The organism is Pseudoclavibacter sp. RFBA6 (assembly GCF_002931575.1).
Classification (GTDB): domain Bacteria; phylum Actinomycetota; class Actinomycetes; order Actinomycetales; family Microbacteriaceae; genus Pseudoclavibacter; species Pseudoclavibacter terrae.
This window is the reverse complement of record NZ_PSUA01000010.1, coordinates 200,673-224,298: the sequence shown is the minus strand read 5'-3', so window position 1 is coordinate 224,298 and position 23,626 is coordinate 200,673. Positions and strand designations below refer to the sequence as shown.

Annotated in this window: 25 protein-coding genes; 16 read left to right on the top strand and 9 right to left on the bottom strand. The window is 70.2% G+C overall.

Annotated elements, in window-relative coordinates:
* Positions 1–27 precede the first annotated feature (27 nt).
* Positions 28–696 (bottom strand): GntR family transcriptional regulator, encoded by a 669-nt coding sequence (locus tag C5C17_RS07335; protein WP_104252715.1) that lies wholly within the window; start codon positions 694–696, stop codon positions 28–30.
* Positions 697–877: 181 nt separating this feature from the next.
* On the opposite strand from C5C17_RS07335, the gene C5C17_RS07330 reads away from it, so the two are divergent.
* The 5 genes from C5C17_RS07330 to C5C17_RS07310 all read left to right on the top strand — a co-directional run bounded on the left by C5C17_RS07330 (position 878) and on the right by C5C17_RS07310 (position 6,901).
* Positions 878–2,170, top strand: coding sequence for an NRAMP family divalent metal transporter (locus C5C17_RS07330; protein ID WP_104252714.1), 1,293 nt, complete (start codon positions 878–880; stop codon positions 2,168–2,170).
* Positions 2,171–2,199: 29 nt separating this feature from the next.
* Positions 2,200–3,009 (top strand): LamB/YcsF family protein, encoded by an 810-nt coding sequence (locus tag C5C17_RS07325; protein WP_104252713.1) that lies wholly within the window; start codon positions 2,200–2,202, stop codon positions 3,007–3,009.
* 9 nt (positions 3,010–3,018) lie between these two features.
* Complete coding sequence (locus C5C17_RS07320; RefSeq protein ID WP_104252712.1) at positions 3,019–4,668, top strand: urea amidolyase family protein; 1,650 nt, start codon at positions 3,019–3,021, stop codon at positions 4,666–4,668.
* The gene (locus tag C5C17_RS07315) at positions 4,665–6,443 is read left to right on the top strand and encodes a biotin carboxylase N-terminal domain-containing protein (protein WP_258066053.1); all 1,779 of its coding nucleotides are present in this window, start codon (positions 4,665–4,667) and stop codon (positions 6,441–6,443) included. Before C5C17_RS07320 ends, C5C17_RS07315 begins: the two co-directional genes overlap by 4 nt.
* A gap of 77 nt (positions 6,444–6,520) precedes the next feature.
* Positions 6,521–6,901 carry a VOC family protein gene (locus C5C17_RS07310; protein ID WP_104252711.1) on the top strand — a complete coding sequence of 127 codons (381 nt, stop codon included), beginning with the start codon at positions 6,521–6,523 and terminating at the stop codon, positions 6,899–6,901.
* Positions 6,902–6,944: 43 nt separating this feature from the next.
* Here the strand turns inward: C5C17_RS07310 and C5C17_RS07305 are convergent, their stop codons facing one another.
* Positions 6,945–7,937, bottom strand: a complete 993-nt coding sequence (locus C5C17_RS07305) for a Gfo/Idh/MocA family protein (RefSeq protein WP_104252710.1) — start codon at positions 7,935–7,937, stop codon at positions 6,945–6,947.
* 175 nt (positions 7,938–8,112) lie between these two features.
* Here C5C17_RS07305 and C5C17_RS07300 point away from each other — a divergent pair, with 175 nt between their 5' ends.
* Complete coding sequence (locus tag C5C17_RS07300) at positions 8,113–8,679, top strand: dihydrofolate reductase family protein (RefSeq protein WP_104252709.1); 567 nt, start codon at positions 8,113–8,115, stop codon at positions 8,677–8,679.
* Positions 8,680–8,701: 22 nt separating this feature from the next.
* On the opposite strand, the gene C5C17_RS07295 is transcribed toward C5C17_RS07300, so the two are convergent.
* Positions 8,702–9,454, bottom strand: a complete 753-nt coding sequence (locus C5C17_RS07295; RefSeq protein WP_104252708.1) for a response regulator transcription factor — start codon at positions 9,452–9,454, stop codon at positions 8,702–8,704.
* Positions 9,451–10,659 carry a sensor histidine kinase gene (locus C5C17_RS07290; protein ID WP_104252707.1) on the bottom strand — a complete coding sequence of 403 codons (1,209 nt, stop codon included), beginning with the start codon at positions 10,657–10,659 and terminating at the stop codon, positions 9,451–9,453. Before C5C17_RS07290 ends, C5C17_RS07295 begins: the two co-directional genes overlap by 4 nt.
* A 117-nt stretch (positions 10,660–10,776) precedes the next feature.
* Here C5C17_RS07290 and C5C17_RS07285 point away from each other — a divergent pair, with 117 nt between their 5' ends.
* Positions 10,777–11,574, top strand: coding sequence for a GAP family protein (locus tag C5C17_RS07285; RefSeq protein ID WP_104252706.1), 798 nt, complete (start codon positions 10,777–10,779; stop codon positions 11,572–11,574).
* Between the two features lie 45 nt (positions 11,575–11,619).
* Here C5C17_RS07285 and C5C17_RS07280 read toward each other — a convergent pair whose 3' ends face one another.
* From C5C17_RS07280 to C5C17_RS07270, 3 genes are read right to left on the bottom strand one after another with little or no spacing between them, the layout of a single operon-like run.
* Positions 11,620–12,060, bottom strand: a complete 441-nt coding sequence (locus C5C17_RS07280; protein ID WP_104252705.1) for a thioredoxin family protein — start codon at positions 12,058–12,060, stop codon at positions 11,620–11,622.
* A 53-nt stretch (positions 12,061–12,113) separates the two neighbouring features.
* On the bottom strand, positions 12,114–12,545 hold the full coding sequence (locus C5C17_RS07275) for a thioredoxin family protein (protein WP_104252704.1): 432 nt from the start codon (positions 12,543–12,545) through the stop codon (positions 12,114–12,116).
* A gap of 11 nt (positions 12,546–12,556) precedes the next feature.
* Positions 12,557–13,048 (bottom strand): DUF4395 domain-containing protein, encoded by a 492-nt coding sequence (locus C5C17_RS07270; protein ID WP_104252703.1) that lies wholly within the window; start codon positions 13,046–13,048, stop codon positions 12,557–12,559.
* 194 nt (positions 13,049–13,242) lie between these two features.
* On the opposite strand from C5C17_RS07270, the gene C5C17_RS07265 reads away from it, so the two are divergent.
* Entirely contained in the window at positions 13,243–14,172 is a 930-nt protein-coding gene (locus C5C17_RS07265) for an aldo/keto reductase family oxidoreductase (protein WP_104252702.1), read from the top strand.
* A 220-nt stretch (positions 14,173–14,392) separates the two neighbouring features.
* On the opposite strand, the gene C5C17_RS07260 is transcribed toward C5C17_RS07265, so the two are convergent.
* Positions 14,393–15,856 (bottom strand): FtsX-like permease family protein, encoded by a 1,464-nt coding sequence (locus tag C5C17_RS07260; RefSeq protein ID WP_258066051.1) that lies wholly within the window; start codon positions 15,854–15,856, stop codon positions 14,393–14,395.
* A complete protein-coding gene (locus tag C5C17_RS07255; RefSeq protein WP_104252958.1) occupies positions 15,853–16,602 on the bottom strand; it encodes an ABC transporter ATP-binding protein in 750 nt (249 codons plus the stop codon). Before C5C17_RS07255 ends, C5C17_RS07260 begins: the two co-directional genes overlap by 4 nt.
* A 130-nt stretch (positions 16,603–16,732) precedes the next feature.
* Between C5C17_RS07255 and C5C17_RS07250 the strand changes: the two genes are divergently transcribed.
* From C5C17_RS07250 to C5C17_RS07215, 8 genes are all read left to right on the top strand, one after another.
* Positions 16,733–18,094 (top strand): deoxyribodipyrimidine photo-lyase, encoded by a 1,362-nt coding sequence (locus tag C5C17_RS07250; RefSeq protein WP_104252701.1) that lies wholly within the window; start codon positions 16,733–16,735, stop codon positions 18,092–18,094.
* A 122-nt stretch (positions 18,095–18,216) separates the two neighbouring features.
* Positions 18,217–18,636, top strand: coding sequence for a VOC family protein (locus C5C17_RS07245; RefSeq protein WP_104252957.1), 420 nt, complete (start codon positions 18,217–18,219; stop codon positions 18,634–18,636).
* A gap of 121 nt (positions 18,637–18,757) precedes the next feature.
* The gene (locus C5C17_RS07240) at positions 18,758–19,144 is read left to right on the top strand and encodes a DUF4342 domain-containing protein (RefSeq protein WP_104252700.1); all 387 of its coding nucleotides are present in this window, start codon (positions 18,758–18,760) and stop codon (positions 19,142–19,144) included.
* Positions 19,145–19,265: 121 nt separating this feature from the next.
* Positions 19,266–19,973: a helix-turn-helix domain-containing protein gene (locus C5C17_RS07235; RefSeq protein WP_219820485.1), complete on the top strand. Its 708-nt coding sequence runs from the start codon at positions 19,266–19,268 to the stop codon at positions 19,971–19,973.
* Between the two features lie 167 nt (positions 19,974–20,140).
* On the top strand, positions 20,141–20,638 hold the full coding sequence (gene uraD, locus C5C17_RS07230; protein ID WP_104252698.1) for a 2-oxo-4-hydroxy-4-carboxy-5-ureidoimidazoline decarboxylase: 498 nt from the start codon (positions 20,141–20,143) through the stop codon (positions 20,636–20,638).
* On the top strand, positions 20,635–20,988 hold the full coding sequence (gene uraH / locus C5C17_RS07225; RefSeq protein ID WP_104252697.1) for a hydroxyisourate hydrolase: 354 nt from the start codon (positions 20,635–20,637) through the stop codon (positions 20,986–20,988). The genes uraD and uraH overlap by 4 nt, the downstream gene beginning before the upstream one ends.
* A gap of 2 nt (positions 20,989–20,990) precedes the next feature.
* Complete coding sequence (pucL, locus tag C5C17_RS07220) at positions 20,991–21,908, top strand: factor-independent urate hydroxylase (RefSeq protein WP_104252696.1); 918 nt, start codon at positions 20,991–20,993, stop codon at positions 21,906–21,908.
* Between the two features lie 120 nt (positions 21,909–22,028).
* Positions 22,029–23,576 (top strand): nucleobase:cation symporter-2 family protein, encoded by a 1,548-nt coding sequence (locus C5C17_RS07215; protein WP_104252695.1) that lies wholly within the window; start codon positions 22,029–22,031, stop codon positions 23,574–23,576.
* Positions 23,577–23,626 lie beyond the last annotated feature (50 nt).

Sequence of the window (23,626 nt, the reverse complement as noted above, 5' to 3'; positions counted from 1 at the left end):
GCCAGAGCGTCGGACGCGATCTTCGGATCAGATCGTCGGCTCAGGCGCGATGCGCGCGTAGGCCGCGAGCACGGTGCGCTCCGACCGCACGAGGTACTCGTCGAGTGCCTGCGCAGCGCCTTCTGAATCTGCGGCGGTGTGCAGCTCGAGCACCCGCTGATTGAGCTCGATGTACGGGGCGTGCAGGTACTCGAGGTCCTCGAGGAACCCGAACGCGAGGCGCAGCTCGGCGGAGACGTTCGCGTAGACGCGGTCGAGCCGCTCGCTGTCCGCAAGCCCGACGATCGCCGTGTGGAACTCCATGTTGGCGGTGCCGACGGCGGCCCAGTCACCGGCCTCGCGCCCCACGAGCGCGCGTTCGACGGCCTCGCGCATCCGCGCGCCGGCCGGGTGCCGGCCGGGGGCCGCGCGCAGGGCCTGCACCTCGATCATGCGTCGCACCCGGTAGATGTCGAGGATGGAGGCGAGCGAGGGAATCGCGACGAAGACGCCGGCATTGGGGCGGCGGGTGAGCAGTCGCTCCGCCGTGAGCATGCGGAACGCCTCGCGGAGGGTGTTGCGCGAGACCTCGAGCCGCTCCGTCATCGCGCTCTCCGAGAGGCGCTGGCCGGGAGCGATCTCGCCCGCGACGATCATCTGGCGGAGGCTCGAGGCCGCCCGTTCGGCCCTGTCGAGGGTCTCGTCGGCTGCGTTCACGCTCCGAACTCTACCGGCGAGCTCGGGCCCTGAGCTCGTCGATCTGATTCCGGAAACAACCCCGATACATCTTGTAACAAGACATTTACGCGTCTATCGTTGAACAATCTGTTGCTCAGCGTTGAACAACCGTAGGGTTGCCGCAATCACTCGCTGCTCCCCTACCGAACTGGAACGAGTCATGTCCTCTACACCTCCTCCCGCATCATCGGCCTCACCCGCCAGCTCTGCCGCCGCCGACGACGACGCGAGCACTCCCGAGAAGCTCAAGCACTACGCGAAGGCGCGCCGCAACTCGCTCATCGGCGCCCTCTTCCTCATGGCCACGTCGGCCATCGGCCCCGGCTTCATCACGCAGACGGCGACCTTCACCCAGCAGCTGGGTGCCGCCTTCGCCTTCGGCATCCTCATCTCGGTGCTCATCGACCTCGCCGTGCAGCTCAACATCTGGCGCATGATCACGCTCTCAGGGAAGCGCGCGAGCGACCTCGCGAACGACGCCCTGCCGGGCAGCGGCTACGTCCTCGCCGTGCTCATCGTCATCGGCGGGCTCGTCTTCAACATCGGGAACATCGGCGGCGCAGGTCTCGGCCTCAACGTGCTGCTCGGCCTCGACGTGAAGATCGGCGCCGTCATCAGCGCCGCCATCGCCATCGCCATCTTCCTCATCAAGCGCGCCGGCATCGTGATGGATCGGGTCGTCATCGTCGCGGGCCTCGCGATGATCGTGCTCACGGTCATCGTCGCCATCGTGGCCCAGCCGCCCGTCGGCGACGCCCTCCGCCAGACGATCCTCCCCGACACCATCAACTTCGCGACCATCACGACCATCGTCGGAGGCACCGTCGGCGGCTACATCGTCTACTCGGGCGCTCACAAGCTCCTCGACTCCGGCAACGCCGGCCCCGAGCACATCAAGCAGGTCAACCGCGCCGCCGTGACCGGCATCGTCATCACCGGCATCATGCGCTACGTGCTGTTCCTCGCCATCCTGGGCGTCGTCGCGAGCGGCGTCGTCCTCGACACGACCCTCAACCCCGCCGCGGACGCCTTCCAGGCCGCCGCCGGCGAAGCCGGCTTCCGCATCTTCGGCGCCATCTTCTGGCTCGCCGCCCTCACGAGCATCATCGGCGCCGCCTACACGTCGGTGTCGTTCCTGCCCGTCTTCTCGAAGCGCATCGCCGGCCGCGCCGCCGACTTCTGGACCGTCGGCTTCATCGTCTTCTCGCTCGCCGTCTACCTCTCCATCGGCACGCCGCCAGCCACCCTGCTCGTGTTCGTCGGCGGCTTCAACGGCCTCATCCTGCCCATCGGCCTGACGCTGTTCATGTACATCGGCTGGTTCCGCCCGTCGAAGCTCGGCGGCGCGAAGTACCCGAAGTGGCTGCTCATCGTCGGCACGCTCGCGACGGTCATCACCTGGTACATGGCGGTCAACGCGGTCGGACCGATCTTCGACCTCCTCAACACCTGATCCGCATCCCGGAGCGAAAGGCTGACCACATGAACGCACGTTCCATCGACCTCAACAGCGACCTCGGCGAGGGCTTCGGCCGCTGGACCCTCGGCGACGACCAGGAGATGCTCGGCATCGTCACGAGCGCCAACGTCGCCTGCGGCTTCCACGCCGGCGACCCCCGCGCCATCCGCTCCACCGTCAAGGGGGCGGCGGATGCGGGGGTCGCGATCGGCGCCCACGTCGGCTACCGCGACCTGGCCGGCTTCGGGCGGCGCAACATCGACGTCGCCTCCGACGACCTCGTGGCCGACGTCATCTACCAGATCGGCGCGCTCCAGGCCCTCGCGGCAGCCGAGGGGACCAGCGTCAGCTACGTGAAGCCGCACGGTGCCCTCTACAACACGATCGTGCACGACGAGCGTCAGGCAGCCGACGTCGTCGAGGCCGTGCGCCTCGTCGACCCGTGCCTCGTGCTCCTCGGCATGCCGGGCTCGGCCGTGCTCCGACTCGCGACCGAGGCGGGCATGCCCACCGCGATCGAGGCGTTCGCCGACCGCGCGTACACGCCGCAGGGCACCCTCGTCTCCCGACGGGAGCCGGGCGCCGTGCTGCACGACGTCGACGAGGTCGCGAAGCGCATGGTGCGCCTCGCGACCGATGGCCTTCTCGAGGCCATCGACGGCAGCACGCTCGAACTTCGCGCCGACTCGATCTGCGTGCACGGCGACAGTCCGGGAGCCACCGACATGGCCAAGCAGGTGCGGCTCGCGCTCACCGAGGCCGGCGTGGAGCTGCGCCCCTTCGCGGCCGCGGCCGCGGTCACCACGTCCGCGACCGCGACCGCGAGGAGCTGAGCTCACCCCATGAGAGTCCTCACCGCCCGCGACGACGCGGTCCTCATCGAGTGCGACAGCCTCGACGAGACGATCGCGCTCTTCGATGCCATGACCGCCCTGCGCATCCCCGGAGTCGGCGAGATGGTGCCGGGTGCCCGCACCCTGCTCGTCCCGTTCCGGCCCGCACGGGTCACCGCCCAGGAGATCGAAGCCGCCGCCCGCGCGGCCGACCTCAGCGGCGTGCGAGCGGGCACGCCGCGGCGCCTCGACATCCCGACGCGGTACGACGGTGAGGACCTCGCGGAGGTCGCCGAGCTCCTCGGCATGTCCGCCGACGACGTCGTGCGTCGCCACACGAACTCGACCTTCACGGTCGGGTTCGTGGGCTTCGCGCCCGGCTTCGCCTATCTGACGGGAGACGACCCGCTGCTCGACGTGCCGCGCCGGTCGACACCGCGCACCCGCATCCCCGCTGGCTCGGTCGCCCTCGCAGGCACCTACAGCGGCGTCTACCCGCGCGAGAGCCCCGGCGGCTGGCAGCTCATCGGCACGACGGAGGTCCCCATGTGGGACCTGGCACGGGACCCCGCCGCCTTCATGGCACCGGGCGACGTCGTCACCTTCAGCGTCGACGCCGCGACGGAGCGAGCCCGCTCGACCGTGAGCGCTGAACACGCGAGCGCACCAAAGCCGACCGAGCTGGCGCAGCCCGAAGCGGCCTCCGACCGCGCTTCCGCCCTCGAAGTGCGCTCCCCCGGCCTGCAGACCCTGTTCCAGGACCTCGGGCGAGACGGCTACGCCAGCATGGGCGTCTCGGCCTCCGGCGCACTGGATGCGCCCGCCCACCGGCAGGCGAACCGACTCGTCGGCAACAGCCCGGGCGAACCGACGCTGGAAGTCGCCTACGGCGGCCTGCGCCTGCGGGCGCACGGACCGCAGGTCGTGGCCATCGCCGGTGCCGAGGTCGAGGTCACGGTCGACGGCGCCCTCCCACGCACCGTGCCGTTCGGCGCCGCCTTCGCCCTCGACGACGGTGACGAACTGCAGCTCGGCTCGCCCACCGCCGGCGTGCGCAGCTACCTCGCGGTGCGCGGTGGATTCGATGCCCAGCCCGTGCTGGAGAGCCTCGCGACCGACCTGCTCGCCGGACTCGGCCCCGACCCGCTCGAGACCGGTGACGTCCTCGGCGTCCGGGACCCCGCGGCCCCCATCGCCCCGGTGACGTCCGTCGCCGACGAGGTGCACCGGGACCTGCCTGCCGCCGGTGGCGACAGCGTCGAGCTGCGCATCGTGCTCGGACCGCGCGACGACTGGTTCTCCGCCGAGGAGATCACCCGTTTCACGAGCCAGGAGTGGCGCGTGACACCGCAGTCGAACCGCGTCGGCGTGCGCCTCGAGGGCGACGCCCTCACCCGCGCCAAGAGCGGCGAGCTGCCAAGCGAGGGCTGCGTCAGCGGGGCCCTGCAGATGCCGCCGAGCGGGCAACCCGTGCTCTTCCTCGCCGACCACCCCCTCACGGGCGGCTACCCCGTGCTCGGCGCCGTCATCACCGACGACCTGCCCCTCGCTGGCCAGCTGCCCGTCGGAGCGACGGTGCGTTTCCGCATCGTCGACCCGCGCACCCACCAACCACGCACCCACCCTCCACGCACCCAGACCTCAGGAGAACTCCGATGACCCGCATCAGCAAGGTCCTCATCGCGAACCGCGGCGAGATCGCGGGGCGCGTCGCCCGCGCCTGCGCCGACTACGGGGTCGCATCCGTCGCCGTCTACGCCGACTCCGACGCCGATGCACTGCACGTGCGCCTCGCCGACGAGGCCGTGCCGCTCGAGGGCGCGACCTCGAAAGAGACCTACCTCGACGCCGAGAAGCTCCTCGCCGCGGCCAAGGCGACGGGCGCCGACGCCGTGCACCCCGGCTACGGCTTCCTCTCGGAGAACGCCGACTTCGCGCGCGCCGTCGAGTCCGCCGGCCTCGTCTGGATCGGGCCGCCGCCAGCGGCCATCGAGCTCCTCGGCGACAAGATCTCGGCCCGCCGCCTCGCCGAGCGGGTCGGCGCGCCCCTCGTCGCCGGCACGAGCGGCCCCGTCGACTCCCCCGAGGAGGCGAGCGCCTTCGCCGAGGAGCACGGCCTCCCCATCGCCATCAAGGCCGCGTTCGGCGGTGGCGGCCGCGGCCTCCGTGTCGCGCGCCGACTCGACGAGGTCGAGGAGCTCTTCGCGGCAGCAGGTCGCGAGGCCGTCGCCGCGTTCGGCCGCGGCGAGTGCTTCGTCGAGCAGTTCCTCGAGTCCCCTCGACACATCGAGGCCCAGGTGATCGCCGACGAGCACGGCAACGTGGTGGTCGTCGGCACGCGCGACTGCTCGCTGCAGCGCCGCAACCAGAAGCTCGTCGAGGAGGCCCCAGCCCCCTTCCTGACCCCCGAGCAGCGGGAGCGCATCCACACCTCGGCCCGCGACATCTGCGCGGAGGCCGGCTACCGCAGTGCCGGCACGGTCGAGTTCCTCCTCGACGCGAACGGCGTCATCTCCTTCCTCGAGGTCAACACGCGCCTGCAGGTCGAGCACCCCGTCACCGAGGAGACCGCAGGTGTCGACCTCGTCGTGCAGCAGCTGCGCATCGCCGACGGGCTCGCGCTGGAGACGTCCGGGTTCGAGCCGCGCGGGCACGCATTCGAGTTCCGCATCAACGCGGAGGACCCGGCGCGCGGCTTCCTGCCAGGGCCTGGCACCATCACGCTGTTCCGCTCGCCGTCTGGTCCAGGCGTGCGCATCGACACTGGCGTCGAGACCGGCTCGGTGGTCTCGGGCCAGTTCGACTCGATGCTCGCGAAGCTCATCGTCACAGGGGCCACCCGCGATGAGGCCCTGCGCCGCGCGCGCCGCGCGCTCGCCGAGTTCGAGGTCGAGGGCGTGCCGACGGTGCTGCCCTTCCACCGCGCAGTGCTCGACGACCCCGACTTCATCGGCGGTGAGCGCGCCGACGGAGCGCCCGGCTTCGGCGTGCACACGCAGTGGATCGAGACGACCTTCGCCGAGCGCATCCCGGAGCAGTCGCTCTCCGTCGAGCCGACGGACGCATCCGTCGTGTCGACCTGGATCGAGCTCGACGGGCGACGCGTCGCCCTGCGCCTCCCGGCGACGCTCTTCGCCGCGGGCGGCTCGGCCGCCGCGGTGTCGCCCGCCGGCGCGGCAGGTCGTGCAGGGGCAGCGGACGCTGGCGGCGGGTCTGGCTCGTCGGTCACGGCCCCCATGGCAGGCACGCTCCTGCGCTGGCTCGTCGATGACGGCGCTGAGGTCGAGGCGGGCACCGCGGTCGCCGTGGTCGAGGCCATGAAGATGGAGACGCCCGTGCAGGTGAAGGCCGCCGGCACCCTTCGTCACCGCACCGAGGCTGGCAGCCCGATCGCCGCCGGCGAGGTGCTCGCGGAGGTCACCCAGCCGAGCTGAGCTCCGAGCTGCCGCGCCCGCGCCGGCGAGGCGCCACCGGGAGCGGATTGTCGGTGGGTGCGGGCAGACTGGTTCCCATGACGGAACCAGCTGCCCGCGCCCACCATTCGATCGACTACCTCGAGTTCGGCGTCACCGACCTCGCCGTGGCCAAGCAGTTCTACGGCGACGCCTTCGGGTGGACGTTCAACGACTACGGCCCCGGCCCCACCTACGTCGGCATCCGTCGTCCGGGTGGCGAGGAGACCGACGAGGTGGGCGGCTTCCGCCTCGACCCCCAGGTCACGCCAGGTGGCGCGCTCGTGCTCCTCTACACCGAGGACCTCGAGGCGAGCGTCTCCCAGGTGCGCTCGGCGGGTGGCGAGATCGTCAGCGGCCCGTACGAGTTCCCCGGCGGCCGACGCTTCCACTTCACCGACCCTGCTGGCAACGAGCTTGGCGTCTGGTCGACCTCCTAGCGCGTCCCGGTCGAGTTCTCAGGGGGGGGATCGCTCGAGCTCGCTAGAGCGATGCCGCCTGCGCGGTGATGCTGGCTCGCACCTCGTCGAGCACCGCCATGATGGCGACCGACTCGTCGAGCGGCATGCGCGGGCTCTCGAGTTGACCGGCGTGCAGGCAGCGCTCGACCTCGAGAGCCTGGAACTGCATGCCCCGACCGACGTGCTGTGGCCGGTCGAAGCTCAGCACCTCACGCTGCGGCCTGCCGCCGTCGTAGACCGTGAACGAGGTCGACGCGTAGAAGACCGCATCGATGTCGATCCACCCGTCGGTCCCGACGATGGCCGCGCGGTTCGAACCCGGTGCGTCCATGCGCGTGAGCGTCGCCGAGCTGCGACCAGCGCCGTGGCGCATCAGCACGGAGGCAGCGAGGTCGACCCCGAGGTCGGAGGCCTCGCCGTCGACGAGGATCGACGTGGCCGGCCCGAGCAGCTGCGAGGCCATCGAGATGCCGTACACGCCGAGATCGGCCATCACCCCGCCGCCGAGCGAGGGGTCGCCGTGTCGGCTCGTCGGAGACACGTCGAGGTTCTGGAAGTGCGAGCTCGTGACGCTCACGAGCTCGCCGATCGCCCCGCGCTCCAGCACGTCGCCGATCGCGTCCGCCGTCGGCAGGAAGCGGGTCCACATGGCCTCCATCGCGAAGACGCCTTTAGCGCGGGCGGCCGCGACGACCCGCTCCGCCTCAGCGGCCGTGCTGGTGAACGACTTCTCGACGAGCACTGGCTTGCCGGCTCCGATCGCGAGCAGCGCCTGCTCCGCGTGGAGCGTCTGCGGCGTCGCGATGTAGACCACATCCACGTGCGGGTCGGCGACGAGGTCCTCGTAGCTGCCGTGAGAGGCGGGGATGGAGAACTCGGCGGCGAACGCAGCCGCCTTCGCGGCATCCCGCGAACCGACCGCGGCCACTTCGAGCCCCTGCGCCAGCAGGTCGGCCACGAAGGTCTTCGCGATGTTGCCTGCCCCGAGAATTCCCCACCGAACGCGCCTGGTCATCACGGGAAAACTCTAGCGGCGCGACCAACGAAGCCGCCAGAGCTCGAGCCGCGATGCCACACGCGAGAGCCGTCCTCCACGTTCTCCTGCTGGCCTCCGACCTAGCCGGAAGTGATCTAGCATTTCCCCGGGTTCGCGCAGGAGCGGATCGACCGCACGCCGTCAGGAGAATCCAATGCGCCAGCTCATCATCACCGCCTTCGTCTCCGCCGACGGGGTCATGGAAGCCCCCGGAGGTGAAGAGGGCTACCGCAATTCGGGGTGGACCTGGCAGGGCATCGAATTCGACCCGGCCGCCTACACGATCAAGGGCACCGAGCAGCTCGAAGCCGGCGCGCTCCTCCTCGGCCGCAAGAGCTACGAGGCCTTCGCGCCGGTCTGGCCCGGCATGACCGAGGAGTTCCCGAGGTACAACTCGATGCCCCGCTACGTCGTCTCGACGACGCTCGAGGCTGGCGACCCGCGGTGGCCCGCGACGGTGCTGCGTTCCATCGACGACGTCGCCGCGCTGAAGGAGGGCGACGGCGACCCGATCATCGTGCACGGCAGTGCCGAGCTCGGCCAGGCACTCGCCGACGCCGGACTCGTCGACCGCTACAACCTGCTCGTCTTCCCGCTGCTCCTGGGCGCAGGCAAGCGGCTCTTCAGCGAGACCGACAAGGCCACCCAGCACCTCGATCTCGTCGAGCACGAGGTCTACTCGAACGGAATCCAGAAGCAGGTCTTCGACGTCGTCCGGTAGGGCGAGCGGATGCGTGCGGGACTCAGTCCGTGAGTCCCGCACGCCTCGCGAGCACCGCGGCTTCCATGCGCGACGCGACGCCGAGCTTCGCGAGCACCCGGGAGACGTGGGTCTTCGCGGTCGACGCGCTGATGTGCATCCGCTGACCGATGCCGACGTTCGAGAGCCCCTCGCCGAGGGCGGCGAGGACCTCCCGCTCTCGGCTCGTGAGGTGCTCGATGCCGGGCACCGCCGGTGGCTCGGCGACCAGCGCGTCGCGCGTCTCTGCGAAGCGGTCGAGGAGGCGCCGCGTGACCTCCGGCGAGAGCGCCCCGTCGCCCCTCGCCACCGCCTCGACAGCAGCTTGCAGTGCCGCGCCGGTCGTGGACTTCAGCAGGAACCCCGCCGCGCCGGCACGGACCGCGCCGAAGACGTACTCGTCGAGGTCGAAGGTGGTCAGCACGAGCACCTCCGACAGCGCTTCCGCGACGATCGTCCTCGTCGCCTCGATGCCGTCGGTGCCTGGCATGCGGACGTCCATGAGCACCACGTCTGGTCGGAGCGCCCGCGCGTTGCCGACCGCTGAGGCTCCGTCGGCAGCCTCGCCCACGACCTCGAAGCCGTGGGCCTCGAGCAGCAGCCGCAGGCCCGCCCTGATCGCGGCGTGATCGTCCGCGATGAGCACGCGCACTCGCGCCGCGCCGGCGTCGCCTCCCCGGCTTGGCCGGCCTGCCCCGGCGGCTCGGCCTGCTTCCCTCGCCCGATCTTCCTCGACCGGCCCGCCCGCTTCGTTCATGGTGCCCTCCCCGTGCGTCCATCGGCCCCGCGCTCCGCGTCCCCGGCGTTGCGGGGCACTCGTGCGCTGACGCGCCACCCTCGGCCGTCCGCGATGGGCCCAGCCTCGAGGCGCCCGCCGAGACGCTCGACTCGCTCGCGGATCAGCCCGAGCCCGTTCCCGGTGCCCGGGGCGCCGTCGATGAGCGTGCCGCCCGTGGAGGTGACGACGACCGAGACAGCGTCGGCGTCCTCCGTGAAGCGCACCTCGAGCGCGGCACCCGGTGAGTGGCGCTCGGCGTTCACGACCGCCTCTGCCACGACTCGCGCCAGCGCCTGCTCGGTCGCGGCGGATGCGCTCGGCACGTCCCCGACGAGGGTCGCGTCGACCGCGGCGACCGCCGCGACGATGGCGGGCACCTGGGCGAGGCGAGGCGCCGCCGCCACCTCACCGCCGAGGCCGGGCTCGCCGCCGCGCAGGATGAGGATCATCGACCGCATCTCGTCGAGCCCGTCGAGAGCGGAGGTGCGGATGGCATGCAGTGCACCGGCCTCCCGGGGAGCTACCTCGGGCCCCGCGAGCGCCGCCTCCGAGGTGATCGCGATCGCCGAGAGGTTCGCGGCGACGACGTCGTGGAGGTCGCGGGCCATTCGCTCGCGCTCGGCGCGCACCGCCTCCTCGCGTTCGAGCACGAGCAGCCGCTCGGCGTCGTCGGCGCGCGCCTCCTGCACGCGCGCCAGCTCGGCGCTCTGACGCACCGAGCTCGCCCACCACAGCGGGGTGCAGAGGATGGCGAGGGCCTGCAGGCAGAAGAGGACCGCCTCTCGGAGCGTGGTCCCGAACAGCAGGGGCAGGGCGAGCGCCGCCAGGACCGCCGCGCCGACGACCACCTGAACGACGCGGAGTTCGCTACTCGAAGCGAACCTCCCCACGACGTACAGCGCGTCGAGCACCAGCACTATGACGCCGAGCGCGCCGCCGACGACGAGCGTGAGCGTGGCCAGCACGACGCAGACGGCGAGCACGGTCAGTGGGAACCTTCGCTTCTGCGTGAGTGCCGCCGCGCCGATCGCGATCGCGACGAGCGTCGGACCGAGCTGCTCGCCGGAATCGAAGAACGCCAGCACCGCGGCGATCGCCACGACGACGACCGTCGACGTCGTGTCTTCGTCGAGGTGCCGGATGCGCGTCCCCGCTGCTGCGAGCGTCCCTCCGGGTTCCGTCATGCGACCATCCCAGCACACGCCCACGCGCGCCGTGTCACCCGAACGATGTACCCGTTCGCCCGAGTGGACTTCGTTCAGGGGACGCGGCCCCGCACTCGTGCGAGGAATGGTTGCTGCATGACCACGGAACTGCTGCTCTCGCTCCTCGGACTCGCGCTCGTCGACAGCCTGAGTGCGGGCACGCTGCTCATCCCGATCTTCTTCCTGCTCGCGCCCGGCCGCATCCGCCTCGGGCGCATGCTCACCTACCTGGGCACGATCGCCGGCTTCTACTTCGTCGTGGGGCTGGCGCTCACCGCGGGCGCATCCGCGTTCCTCGAGCGCACTGCCGCGGTGCTCGAGACGCCGACGGCCTACGCCGTGCAGCTGGTTCTCGGCGCGGGCCTGCTCGCGGTCGCGATCCTCATGCCGACGAAGAAGCAGGAGCCGCAGCGAGCCTCCGCAGAGGTCGTCCCTGCCGGGAGCGGGGCTCCTCCCGCACGCCGGAACCCGCAGTCAGACCCGGCATCGGCTGTTCCCGGTCGCCTTGGTCGCTGGCGCGAGCGGGCGCTCGGCGGTGGCTCCCCGGCGACCGTCATCGTGCTCGCGCTCGCGGCTGGTCTGATCGAGCTGGCAACGATGATCCCCTATCTCGCGGCCGTCGGCCTGCTCACCAACTCGGGACTCGGCGTCTCCGGGTCGACGCCGCTGCTCGCCGCGTACTGCGTCGTCATGATCGTCCCGGCGCTGCTGCTCCTGCTCGGACGAATCGCAGCGCGCCGCGTCGTCGAAGCCACCCTGCGGCGGCTCTCGGACTGGCTGAGCCGCAATGCCGCCGAGAACACCGCCTGGATCATCGGCATCGTCGGCTTCCTGTTGCTGCGCGACGCACTGTCGCACTCCTCGAGCTTCGAGTTCTGGCCCTTCAACTCCTGACGCCGCCAACGATGCGGAGGGTCGGCGAAGGCCTCCGCGGGAGGGTCAGCGCACGCTGAGCTCGATGAGCTGCGCCTCCACCGACTCTCGCAACGGTGCCCCGTCGAAGCGGCCGACCCGGTTGCCGTCGGCGTCGAGAAGCAGCACCGTGGGGGTGACGACGATGTCGTACGGCAGCACGAGCTCCGGGCGGATGCTGGTGTCCACTTCGGCGAGCACAACCCCCGCCGAGGTGGCGGCGACATCCTGCAGCATCCACCGCGTCACGGCGCATTCGGGGCTGTCCGGGGCGGTGAAGAGCACGATGGTCGCGCGGCGACCGGGGAGCACGCCCTCTGGCAGCAGTTCGAGGTCGATTTCCGATTGCTCGAGCTCCGGCTCCCCTTCGCCGTCGAAGCGACTCACGCCGCGTCTGGCGACCCAGCCGACCACGGCCACGATGAGCACAAGCGCCATGATCACGAGCAACACCACTGATGCGTCCACGCGGACAGCCTCGCATATCCGGAGGTCGAACGGTGAGGTCTGGGCCGCCGGGATCAGGCGCTCAGCTGCAGGAGCTGCGCCTGCAGCTCGGCTCGCCTCGGCGGTCCGCCTATGCGAGCGACCCGCGTGCCGGCGTCGTCGAGCACCAGAACCGTGGGCGTCTGCCTCACGTCGTAGCTGCGCGCGAGGTCCTGACGATCGGTGAGGTCGACTTCGGCCACGACCACGCCGGGCGTCTGAGCCGCGAGCTCCTCGAGCATCCGCTTGGTCGCCGGGCATCTGGCGCAGAACGCGGTGGAGAAGAGGATGAGCGTTGCGCGCTCCCCCTGCGGCGGCCCGTCGGCGAGCAGGTCCAGGTCCGGGGCACCGTCGAGCTGCTGGGCTGTGCGCTTCACGCGCCCGCTCGAGCGCTGCACCGCCACTCCGACGATCGTGGCGATCACGACGAGCGCGCCGACGAGCAGCGCGGCGGTGGTGGCATCCATGCTGGTGCGGCTCAGCCCTGCACGGCCCGGCGGCGGATGATTCCGCCGCGGAGGAGCAGCACGTACAGCTGGCAGCCGAGGCAGTAGCCGAAGACGGCGTTCAGGAACGCCGCGATGAACGCGGCCCCCGCCGCGACCGGCACGGCGAGCGGCACCCCGAGGAGGTGCAGGACAACGCCGACCAACGTGACCGCGAAGCCGACCCCCTGCGCGAAGGTCGGCGGGGCCGCCTCCTCCGTCTCGGCGGGAGGGGCGAGACGCGGGCGGATGAAGCGGGCGAAGAAGCGGCCGTACGGGTGGCGCTGGATGCCCGCGAACGCACCCCACGCGAACAGCGCCGAGAGTGCGACGAGCAGGAGGAACCCTGGCTGCACGATTCGGTCGGCGAACGAGGCCGCGGCGGGTGCCACGAGACCGAGATACACCGTCACCAGGAGAAGCAATGCCGAGATGGCCGCTCCGAAGCGCGGGCCCCGGGGGTCGATTCGAGTCTGTGCCGACATGATGCTCCCTCATTGGGTGACGCCTGGGATGGCTTCCGGATCGCAACTGGAAGGGTGCGGTCCTCGCGACGGCGCATGCCGTGCGGAAAGGCTAGGCGTGCGCGGCGAGCAGGGGAACGACTGTGACGCTCCGCGACGCCCGGGGTCCTCGATGCAGCCAGGTTCCTCGACAGCGGTGTTGAGATGATGCCCCCATGAAGACCTTCACACTCCCGCAGACCGACGTGCGCGCGTCCAGCATCGTTCTCGGCCAGATGCGCATCATGGACCTCGACGACGAGCAGCTGCGCACCCTGGTCGGCACGGCCCTCGACGCCGGCGTCAACGTCATCGACCACGCCGACATCTACGGCGGCGAACGCCACGCCTGCGAGCGACGCTTCGGCGAGGCCATCCACTTCTCCCCCGCCGAACGCGAGAACGTGCTCATCCAGTCGAAGGTCGGCATCCGCGAGGGCTACTTCGACTTCTCGGCCGAGCACATCATGCGCACCGTCGACGAATCGCTGGAGGCCCTCGGCACGGAGTACCTCGACGTGCTCCTCCTCCACCGCCCCGACACGCTCGTCGAACCCGACGAGGTCGCGACGGCCTTCAGCGAGCTCCACAACCGCGGCAAGGTCCGCCACTTCGGCGTCTCCAACCACACGCCCGGGCAGGTCGACCTGCTCAAGTCGGTCGTCGCGCAGCCGCTCATCATCAACCAGGTGCAGCTCAGCGTCACGCACGCCCCCATCATCGCGTCGGGTATCGCCGCCAGCATGGTGGGCCTCGACCAGTCCATCGACCGAGACAACGGCATGCTCGACTACGCGCGCCTGAACGGCATCACGCTGCAGGCCTGGTCGCCGTTCCAGAAGGCGTTCTTCGACGGCGTCTTCATCGGCGACCGCGAGGACTTCGCCGACCTCAACGACGTCCTGGATGCGCTCGCAGCGAAGTACGGCGTCACGCCGACGGGAATCGCGACGGCCTGGATCACCCGACACCCCGCGAACATCCAGGTGGTGCTCGGCACGACGACCCCATCGCGCGTCGCAGAGTCGGCGGCTGGCTCCGACGTGCACCTCACGCGCGAGGAGTACTACCGCATCTTCACGGCGGCCGGCCACACGCTGCCGTAGCCAGCGCCGCCCGCGCGAGGCCGCACGGGCCACCAGACGCCGCTGACGGCGCGAAGAGTTGTGGCCCGTTGCTGTTCCCGAGTCCGGGAACGGCAACGGGCCACAACTCTTGCGAGGTGGGTGCGGCGCGGGAGCGCGGCAGAACGTGGGCGGGTGCGCGGGCGTGGGTGCGGCGCGGGAGCGCGGCAGAACGTGGGCGGATGCGCGGGAGCCGAGGCCCTCAGTCGACGGCGAGGGCGGCGACCGGGGAGACGCGCGTCGCCCGCCGCGCGGGCAGCAGCGACGCCGCGACGGTGATGAGCAGCGTCACCAGCAGCACACCCGCGACGGTGACCCACGGGATGCTCGGCATCATGATGCGCCCCACCAGGGACCCGAAGGTGGCCTGCGCGCCCACCCACCCGTAGAAGACGCCGAGCAGCAGGCCGAAGATCGCCGACGAGGCGATCATGGCGACGGCCTCGGTCACGATCATCCGCCGCACCTGCCCCGCCGTGAACCCGAGCGCCCGCAGCAGGCCGAGCTCGCGCCTGCGCTGCATGACGCTCAGCGACAGGGTGTTGACCATGCCGACCGCGGCGAGGAGCACCGAGAAGCCCAGGAGCACGCTCATGATGGCGGTCGTGACGTCGATGACCTGCTCGAACGCGGCGTACATCTCGGGCTCCATCTCTCCGAACTCGAGGGTGATGGTGCGGAACGTCTCAGTGGCGACGGCGAACATCGTGACGAGCGTGATGCCGATGACGAGGCCGATGACCGCCCTGCTGCTCCGCGACGGGTTGCGCACGGCGTTCGCGGCCGCGAGCCGCGGCACCGGGCCGCGCCCCAGCGCCTTCCCGGCGAGGCTCATGAGGGGCGGGAGGATGACCGGCGAGCCGATGACGACACCGACGAACGACAGCATGCCGCCGCCGACGCTCACGAGCACACCGGTCGGGCTGGAAAGGCCCAGGAAGACACCGCCGACGAGCATCGCGACGCCCAGGACGATGAGGATGACGGCCGTGACGCTCCGCCCGCGCCCGGCGCGCAGCTCCTGCATGGTCGGCTCAGCCGTGGATGAGGTCGCCGCGATCGGGGACACCGACAGGACTCGGCGGGAACCCACCCAGGACGCGATGATCGTCGCCGCGGTGACGGCGATGACGGGGGCGAGCACCGCGGGATGCACGATGGGGAAGGTGAACGGCTCGAGTGCGCCGTTCATGATCGCGAGCTGTGCGCCGAGGGCGGTCAGCCCGATGCCGAGGACGGCCCCCGCGAGCGCCCCCGATGCTCCCTGCACGAGACCTTCGCGGACGGTCCGGGATCGGAGCGACTTCCCCGATGCGCCGATGAGGCGCAGCAGCGCGATCTCCTTCGTGCGCCCGGCGATGACGGTCGCGACCGAGTTGGAGGTGACCACGGCGCCCACGAAGAGGGCGATCGTGAAGAACAGGGCCGCGACGGTGCCGAGCACCGTGGCGAGCTGGCCGATCTCGCTGAGGCCCATGGCGTCGAAGTAGGCGGCGAGGTCGGCGACGATCATGATGAGCACCGTGCCGAAGGCGGCCGACAGCGCGGACACCAGCACGACTGCCGCCCCTCCGCTGTTCTGCTGGGACTCCGGTGCACGCCGTGGCTTGCCGGCGCTCCGGGTCCCCGCACTGCTCGCGGCGGTCGCGGTTCCGGCGGCGCTCATGCTGCCGTCTCCATCGAGAGCATGAGGTTGGAGATCTCGGCGGCGCTCGTGCGGGGCCGGTCGGCGACGACCTTTCCGTCTGCGAGGAACACGACACGATCGGCGTGGCTGGCGGCGATCGGGTCGTGCGTCACCATCGCGATCGACTGACCGTACTGGCTGCTCGCCGTGGAGAGCAGCGACAGCACCTCTCGGCCCGTCTTGGAGTCGAGGTTTCCCGTTGGCTCGTCGGCGAAGATCAGCTTGGGCCGCGTCGCGAGGGCTCGCGCGATGGCAACTCGCTGCTGCTGCCCACCGGAGAGCTCGTAGGGGCGGTGCGCGAGTCGCTGCGCCAGGCCGAGGGTCTGGATGAGGTGCGTGATCCACTGCTCCTCGTCGCGGGAGACGGACCGGCCGTCGAGGTCGAACGGCAGCATGATGTTGCCGCGCACGTCCAGCGTGGGCACGAGGTTGAAGGCCTGGAAGATGAAGCCGACCGCTCGGCGCCGGAGCACGGTCAGCTCGGCGTCGTTCATGCCGGTGATCTCGGTGTCGCCGAGGAACACGCGGCCGGAGGTGGCGCCGTCGAGCCCCGCCATGACGTGCATGAGCGTCGATTTGCCGGAGCCGCTCGGGCCCATGATCGCCGTGAACTCGCCGCTTCGGATGCCGAGGCTGACGCCATCGAGGGCCGCGACGCTGCCGTGGGTGCCGTAGATCTTTCGAACGTCGACGACGCTCGCGACAAGGGAGGATGTGGTGTTCATGTCGACGACGCTACGGATGGCAGCGCGCACGCCGCGTCCGCCCCTGGTCTCGCCCGCATGGTCCTCTGGGATGACACTGCCGCGCCTCGCGTCCAGCCTCCGACCGAGGTTCGAGCAATAGCCTGACCGCATGGCCTCCCCAACGCTCGTCTGGTTCCGTGACGACCTGCGCCTCAACGACCACCCGGCTCTGCACATTGCCCTGGAACGCGGCGGGCCCGTCATCGCGCTGTACGTGCTCGATGAGGAGTCCCCCGGTGTGCGCGCGCTCGGAGGCGCAGCCAAGTGGTGGCTGCACCACAGCCTCGATGCCCTGCGCGAGAGCCTCGAAGACATCGGTGGGTCACTGGTGCTGCGCCGCGGGCGCGCCGAGGAGGTCGTGCCGAGCGTCGCCGAACAGGCAGGCGCGGGCCTCATCGTCTGGAACCGCCGCTACGGCGGGGCCGAGCGCGACATCGACGCACGCATCAAGCAGGGCCTCATCGATGGGGGTGCCGAGGCCCACAGCCTCCCCGGCTCGCTCCTCACGGAGCCGTGGCAGATCCAGACAGGGCAGGGCGAGGCGTACCGGGTGTACACGCCGTTCGCCAACGCCTGCCAGAGCCGCTTCGCCCACGAGCCCCCGCGGTTGCCCCTGCCAGCACCGGAGGCGCTCCCCCACGGTTCGAGGGCGACCTCCCTCGACTCCGAGGCGCTCGACTCGTGGCAGCTGCTGCCGACTAGGCCCGACTGGGCCGAGGGACTGCGCGAGGAGTGGACGCCGGGTGAGCAGGGCGCCCACGACCGGCTCGAGGAGTTCCTCGACGGAGTCGTCGACGACTACAAGGCGGACCGAGACCGGCCGGACCTCGTGGGAACGAGCCGGCTGAGCCCGCACCTCCGCTGGGGCGAGATCTCTTCCGCGCAAGCCTGGCATGCACTCGACGGGCTGACCGGGGAAGGCGCGGCGACCTTCCGGCGCGAGCTCCTCTGGCGCGAGTTCGCCTGGCACACCCTGTACAGCTTCCCCGAGCTGCACACGCGTCCGTGGCGCGCGTCCTACGAGGACTTCCCGTGGCCTGAACTCGACCGCGACGCCCTCGAGGCGTGGCAGCGGGGCAGCACCGGCATTCCCATCGTGGATGCGGGGATGCGGGAACTGTGGCGCACCGGCAGCATGCACAACCGCATCCGCATGGTCACCGCCTCGTTCCTCACCAAGCACCTGCTGACGGACTGGCGTCGAGGGGAGGAGTGGTTCTGGGACACGCTCGTCGACGCCGACCAGGCTTCGAACCCGTTCAACTGGCAGTGGGTCGCCGGTTCTGGAGTGGATGCCGCCCCTTACTTCCGCGTCTTCAACCCGGAGCGACAGGCCGAACGCTTCGACCCGCACGGGGCGTACGTGCAGCGCTGGGTGCCGGAGGCCGGGACCGAGGACTATCCGGCACCGATCGTCGGACTCAAGGAAGGCCGGGAAGCCGCCCTCGCGGCCTGGCGGGAGGTTCGCTGACGCCGAAGCCGCTGCGAGCGACGTGTCTCTCCGAACTGTCGGAGGCCGGTGCTACATTGCCCGCACGCTCGGGTCGCAGGGAAGTCGAGCGACGCACGCTGACGAACACCAAGGGGAACATCATGGTCGAGTACCGCATCGAGCTCGTCGGCCTTCCGGTCGCCGACGTCGACCGCTCGCGAGCCTTCTATGGCGACACACTGGGGTGGCCGGTCGACCACGACCAGGTCGTGAGCGACGAGATCCGTTTCGTGCAGGTCACTCCTCCGGGTTCCGCCTGCTCCATCGCCTTCGGCAACGGCATCAGCGAGATGCAGGCCGGTTCGCTGCGAGCTCTCCAGTGCGTTGTCACCTCCATCGAGGAGGCGCACGCCGACCTCAGCGGACGCGGTGTCGAGGTGAGCGACATCGACGACCAGCCCTGGGGCCGCTTCGTGTACTTCGCCGATCCTGACGGCAACACCTGGTCGATCCAGGAGCTGCCCGACTACTCGAAGATGGCCGCCCCACAGGAAGAGCACGGCATCGACGCGCCACGTTGACCAGCGTCTCTCACCCGCCCAGCGGACCGGCCAGCGGACCCCGCAACCCGCGGGTCCCGCACCATCCGTCGGTCCCAAACCATCCGCTAGTCCCACACCACTCGAAAGAAGGACGCAGAACATGACTGAGAAGAAGAACGGCTACGAGGAGTTCAAGGTCTCCGGCGAGAACCTGCTCGGCAAGGTCAAGGAGCTCATCCACGAGGGCAACGTGCGTCGGGTGTTCATCAAGAACGACGACGGCACGACCCTCCTCGAGATCCCGCTGACGGCGGGCCTCGCGGTCACCGTCGTGGCGGCTGCGCTCGCCCCCGTCCTGGTGGCTGTTGGCGCCATCGCAGCGCTCGTCACGCAGGTCACGGTTGGTGTCGACCGGCGGGAGCCTGGCTCGGCTTCCGACGCGGACGAGAGCCCCGTTGGCGCCGACGGCGTCCCGAGGAGCGATGTCGCTGCACCGGCACCCTCAGCGCAGGCCACCGACCCCGACCTCGGCCCGACGACGTCCTAGCTGCGAGTCACCGGGGGGCCGTGGCGCCAGGACACCTGTCGCCACGGCCTCCGGTCCCAGGGGTGTGAAGCTCGGGCTTGCTACGCTCTGTGGATTCCCAGAGTCGAGAGGCGCGTGCAGAGTGCCAGAACCAGAGACGCTCACCCAGACGTCGGCCGCCGAGCTGGCGGCCGTCACAACGCTCACGGAGCAGTCGGGAGACGCCGCCGAGCTCGGCGCGCGACTGCGAGCGCTCCGCGAGGAGGCCGGGCTCTCGCTGAGGGAGCTGGCTCGACGACTCGACATCTCCGCGAGTGCCGTATCGCAGATCGAGCGGGGCGTCATGCGCCCGAGCGTCAACCGGCTCATCGCGATCGTCGGTGAGCTCGGCGCATCCATCACCGACGTCTTCGCTGGAGGCACGAGCTCCTACGCGGAGCGCTCGAGCTTCGGCAGCTACAGCCTGCTCCGCAGGGGCGAGATCGCAGCGGTGACGCTGGAGAGCGGCGTCGTCTACCGGCGACTGTCCGGCTCGCGCACCTCGGGCATCGACCACTTCGAGTCGACCTTCCCTCCCATGACGTCCGCGAGCGCCGGCGACTCCGCCTCGTTCGCCACCCACGCGGGGGTCGAGTCAGGGGTCGTGATCTCCGGGGAGCTGACGGTCGAGGTGCACGGTGACACCGTGACGCTGCGCCCGGGTGACTCGATCACGTACTCATCGGAGACCCCGCACCGCGTGAGCAACCGCAGCTCGCAGCCGTGCGTCGCGAACTGGGTCATCGCTCGCGCGCCGCAGTCCGATCCCAGCGATCCGCTGTTCTCGGAGGCGCGCGCCTCCCACGGCTAGCCGGTTCGCCGCGTCGTCGCGTCGTCGCCGCGAGCGGCTTCCGCTGTCGCGCCTGCCGCCGCCTCCGTTCCCGAAACGCACCGAAATCTCGCTTTTACCTCGCTGAAATCTCCCGCCGGGCGTGAAGGGATAGCTTTACGGCTAGCCACCACGGAGGGAAACCAGCTTTGCTCATCAGCGAATACAACCGGCTCGGCGAAGCCAGCGCCATCGACTTCGCAGCGACGCTCGTCGCGATCCCCAGCTTCACGGCCGCGCTCGCCAGCTCTCGCCCGTTCGCCTCGAAGAGCGAGCTTCGGGAGCGTGCCGCCGAGGCCGCCGCCGCCTGGGACGACGAGGAGGTGGAGCTCGCCCTGGCCGGCCACCCGCGCATCGGCGAGCGCCCTGACGGATCCGAGCCAGGCGCCGAGCACTCGGCGCGCGAGCAGGGAGCAGTGCAGGGGGCGGAGGCGGATGTGCTCGCCCGCATCGCGGAGGGCAACCGACGCTACGAGGCTCGCTTCGACCGCATCTTCCTCGTCCGAGCCGCAGGCCGCACGCCAGCCGAGATCCTCGCGCAGCTCGAAGAGCGCCTCGGCAACGACGATGCGACCGAGCTCGCCGTCGTCGCGTCCGAGCTGCGCGACATCACCCTCCTGCGGCTCGACGAATCGGTGACAGAGTGACCAGCCAGATCACGAGCCACGTGCTCGACAGCTCCGTCGGACGTGCCGCCGAGGGCGTCCGCATCCACCTCCGAGCCCTCGGAGGCCAAGAGCTGGGGCAGGCCGTGACGGATGCGGACGGTCGCGTCTCCGACCTTGGCCCGGCCCTCCTACCCGCCGGAACCTACGAGCTCGTCTTCGAAACCGGCGTCTACTTCGCGGCGCGCGGAGTGGACACGTTCTACCCGTACATCACCGTCGCGATCGAGATCACCGGCGCCGACTCGGGGTCCGGCGACGAGACCCCACCGCACTTCCACGTGCCACTCCTGCTCAGCCCGTTCGCGTACTCCACCTACAGGGGGACCTGACCATGACCGATGTCACCGTGAGCCTTGGCGCCAACAAGTACGGCAAGGCGGAGAACCGCCTCGTCAAGGTCACCCGAGACACGGAACGCCACGAGATCGAGGACCTCAACATCACGAGCCAGCTCCGGGGCGCAGCGCTCGTGGGCTCCTACCTCGAGGGAGACAACTCGCTGGTCGTGGCGACCGACACGCAGAAGAACACCGTGTACGCGTTCGCGCGCGAGCACGGCGTCGGCTCGCCGGAGAGCTTCCTGCTGAAGCTCGGCGCGCACTTCGTCGACGCGTTCGAGTGGATCGAGGGCGGCCTCTGGCAGGCGGAGCAGTTCGCCTGGGAGCGGATCGTCGTGGACGGCGACGAGCACGACCACGCCTTCGTCCGAAAGGGCCAGGCGACGAGGCTCGCGACGGTGCAGAAGATCGGCGGCGCGACCCACGTCACGGCGGGCCTCAAGGACCTGACGGTGCTCAAGTCGACGGGCAGCGAGTTCCACGGCTTCCCGCGCGACAAGTACACGACGCTCGGTGAGACGACCGACAGGATCCTCGCGACCTCGGTCACCGCCCGCTGGCGCTACACCCCAGAGGCCGTCGAGGCGGAGCCCGACTACAACGCCCTCTACGAGGGGATCTCCGCCGCGCTCCTCTCGACCTTCGCCACCGTGCACTCCCTGGCACTGCAGCAGTCCCTCTGGCAGATGGGCAAGGCCGCGATCGAGCAGTTCCCCGAGGTCGCCGAGGTGCGCTTCGCGATGCCGAACAAGCACCACTTCCTCGTCGACCTCTCGCCGTTCGAGCTCGACAACCCCGGTGAGGTCTTCTTCGCCGCGGACCGCCCGTACGGCCTCATCGAAGGAACCGTCATCCGAGACGGCGTCGCACCGGCGCCCGAAGCGTGGACCGACACGCCCTCGTTCATCTAGGTCGTGTCAGACACCCCCTAGCGCCCACGGCAGCGCACCGCACCACCCGCTCCGCCCGGTGGCGCTGTTCGTCGACCCCGATCGACGTCTCCGGATCGTAGACCCAAGAGAGGTCACCTCATGTCTCCACAACCCAGCACTCCCGCAGCGTCAGCAGCACAAGCGGAATCGGCCGCGCCATCAACCGCGACCGGACCATCGGCAGGCGACATCCGCCCGGAAGACGAGCACCTCAGCCCAGGCAGGACCATCGGCTACGGCGTCCAGCACATCCTCGCCATGTTCGGCGGCGTCATCGCGGTACCGCTCATCGTGGGCGGGGCGGCCGGCCTCGACGTGGGCCAGAAGGCCCTCCTCGTCGCCTGCGCGCTCTTCGTCAGCGGCGCCGCGACCATTCTCCAGACCATCGGCGTGCCCTACTTCGGCTCGAAGCTGCCACTCGTCCAGGGCATCTCGTTCGCCGCTGTCTCGACCATGCTCTCCATCATCGGCAACAACGGCGAGGCCGGTCTGCAGACCGTCTTCGGCGCGGTCATCGTCGCCAGCGCCATCGGCCTCATCATCGCGCCGTTCTTCGCCAGGATCGTGCGATTCTTCCCCTCCGTCGTGACCGGGTCCATCATCACGGTCATCGGCCTCTCCCTCATGCCTGTCGCCGGGAGGTGGGTGACCGGCTCCGACCCGACCGCAGAGGGCTTCGCCTCCGCTGACAAGATCGGCCTGGCGCTCTTCACCTTCGCGGTGGTCCTCGTCCTGAGCAAGATCAGGGCGCTCTCCCGTCTCGCTGTCCTCCTCGGGCTCGCCATCGGAACGGTCTTCGCGCTCCTCATGGGGCAGGCCGACTTCGACGCCGTCGGGTCAGCATCCGTCTTCGCCTTCCCGCAGCCATTCGCGTTCGGCATGCCCATCTTCGAGATCGGCGCCATCGTCTCCATGACCATCGTGATCCTCGTCATCATGGTCGAGACCACGGCCGACGTGCTCGCCGTCGGCGAGGTCGTCGGCACCAAGGTCAACTCCCGCCGAGTCGGCGACGGACTCCGAGCCGACATGGTGTCCTCGCTCATCGCGCCCGTCTTCAACTCCTTCCCCGCGACCGCCTTCGCCCAGAACGTCGGGCTCGTCGCCCTCACCGGCATCAAGAGCCGCTTCGCCGTCGCAGCCGGCGGCGGCCTCCTCGTGATCCTCGGCCTCTCCCCGATGGCCGCGGCCGTCTTCAGCGTCATCCCGAGCCCCGTGCTGGGAGGCGCCGGCATCGTGCTCTTCGGCAGCGTCGCAGCGAGTGGCGTGCGCACCCTCTCCAAGGTCGACTACACCGGCAACAACAACATGATCATCGTCGCCTCGTCGCTCGCCTTCGGCCTCATCCCGGTCGTCTCCCCACAGTTCTGGCACGCCTTCCCTGACTGGTTCGTGACGATCTTCGACTCCGGCATCAGCTCAGCGGCTATCGTCGCCGTCGTCCTCAACCTCTTCTTCAACGTGTGGCTGCCAGGCACACCGAGCACGCCGTCGAACCTTGCCGCGGCCCCGGCGATGCGCGTCCAGACCGAGGAGCTCCGTGTGCTGAAGTCCGGCGGGTCCCTCGACGAGCACTCCTACGAGCCGGACACTGCACCCGTCGAGCACGGAACCCGGGCGCGGAAGGCAGGGCCAGGAGAGAGCTGAGCGCCCGGCGGGGTGCGGCGCCGTCGGAATGCTGCCAGCCCCGCCGCGGT

Excerpts from the sequence above, each read along its gene's own strand:
- C5C17_RS07320 (WP_104252712.1), top strand. The coding sequence starts at position 3,019 with ATGAGAGTCCTCACCGCCCGCGACGACGCGGTCCTCATCGAGTGCGAC.
- C5C17_RS07315 (WP_258066053.1), top strand. The coding sequence starts at position 4,665 with ATGACCCGCATCAGCAAGGTCCTCATCGCGAACCGCGGCGAGATCGCG.
- C5C17_RS07290 (WP_104252707.1), bottom strand. The coding sequence starts at position 10,659 with ATGACGGAACCCGGAGGGACGCTCGCAGCAGCGGGGACGCGCATCCGG.
- C5C17_RS07300 (WP_104252709.1), top strand. The coding sequence starts at position 8,113 with ATGCGCCAGCTCATCATCACCGCCTTCGTCTCCGCCGACGGGGTCATG.
- C5C17_RS07285 (WP_104252706.1), top strand. The coding sequence starts at position 10,777 with ATGACCACGGAACTGCTGCTCTCGCTCCTCGGACTCGCGCTCGTCGAC.
- C5C17_RS07245 (WP_104252957.1), top strand. The coding sequence starts at position 18,217 with ATGGTCGAGTACCGCATCGAGCTCGTCGGCCTTCCGGTCGCCGACGTC.
- pucL (WP_104252696.1), top strand. The coding sequence starts at position 20,991 with ATGACCGATGTCACCGTGAGCCTTGGCGCCAACAAGTACGGCAAGGCG.
- C5C17_RS07275 (WP_104252704.1), bottom strand. The coding sequence starts at position 12,545 with ATGGATGCCACCACCGCCGCGCTGCTCGTCGGCGCGCTCGTCGTGATC.
- C5C17_RS07330 (WP_104252714.1), top strand. The coding sequence starts at position 878 with ATGTCCTCTACACCTCCTCCCGCATCATCGGCCTCACCCGCCAGCTCT.
- C5C17_RS07295 (WP_104252708.1), bottom strand. The coding sequence starts at position 9,454 with ATGAACGAAGCGGGCGGGCCGGTCGAGGAAGATCGGGCGAGGGAAGCA.
- C5C17_RS07265 (WP_104252702.1), top strand. The coding sequence starts at position 13,243 with ATGAAGACCTTCACACTCCCGCAGACCGACGTGCGCGCGTCCAGCATC.
- C5C17_RS07325 (WP_104252713.1), top strand. The coding sequence starts at position 2,200 with ATGAACGCACGTTCCATCGACCTCAACAGCGACCTCGGCGAGGGCTTC.
- C5C17_RS07260 (WP_258066051.1), bottom strand. The coding sequence starts at position 15,856 with ATGAGCGCCGCCGGAACCGCGACCGCCGCGAGCAGTGCGGGGACCCGG.
- C5C17_RS07215 (WP_104252695.1), top strand. The coding sequence starts at position 22,029 with ATGTCTCCACAACCCAGCACTCCCGCAGCGTCAGCAGCACAAGCGGAA.
- C5C17_RS07240 (WP_104252700.1), top strand. The coding sequence starts at position 18,758 with ATGACTGAGAAGAAGAACGGCTACGAGGAGTTCAAGGTCTCCGGCGAG.
- C5C17_RS07250 (WP_104252701.1), top strand. The coding sequence starts at position 16,733 with ATGGCCTCCCCAACGCTCGTCTGGTTCCGTGACGACCTGCGCCTCAAC.
- C5C17_RS07255 (WP_104252958.1), bottom strand. The coding sequence starts at position 16,602 with ATGAACACCACATCCTCCCTTGTCGCGAGCGTCGTCGACGTTCGAAAG.
- C5C17_RS07305 (WP_104252710.1), bottom strand. The coding sequence starts at position 7,937 with ATGACCAGGCGCGTTCGGTGGGGAATTCTCGGGGCAGGCAACATCGCG.
- C5C17_RS07310 (WP_104252711.1), top strand. The coding sequence starts at position 6,521 with ATGACGGAACCAGCTGCCCGCGCCCACCATTCGATCGACTACCTCGAG.
- C5C17_RS07270 (WP_104252703.1), bottom strand. The coding sequence starts at position 13,048 with ATGTCGGCACAGACTCGAATCGACCCCCGGGGCCCGCGCTTCGGAGCG.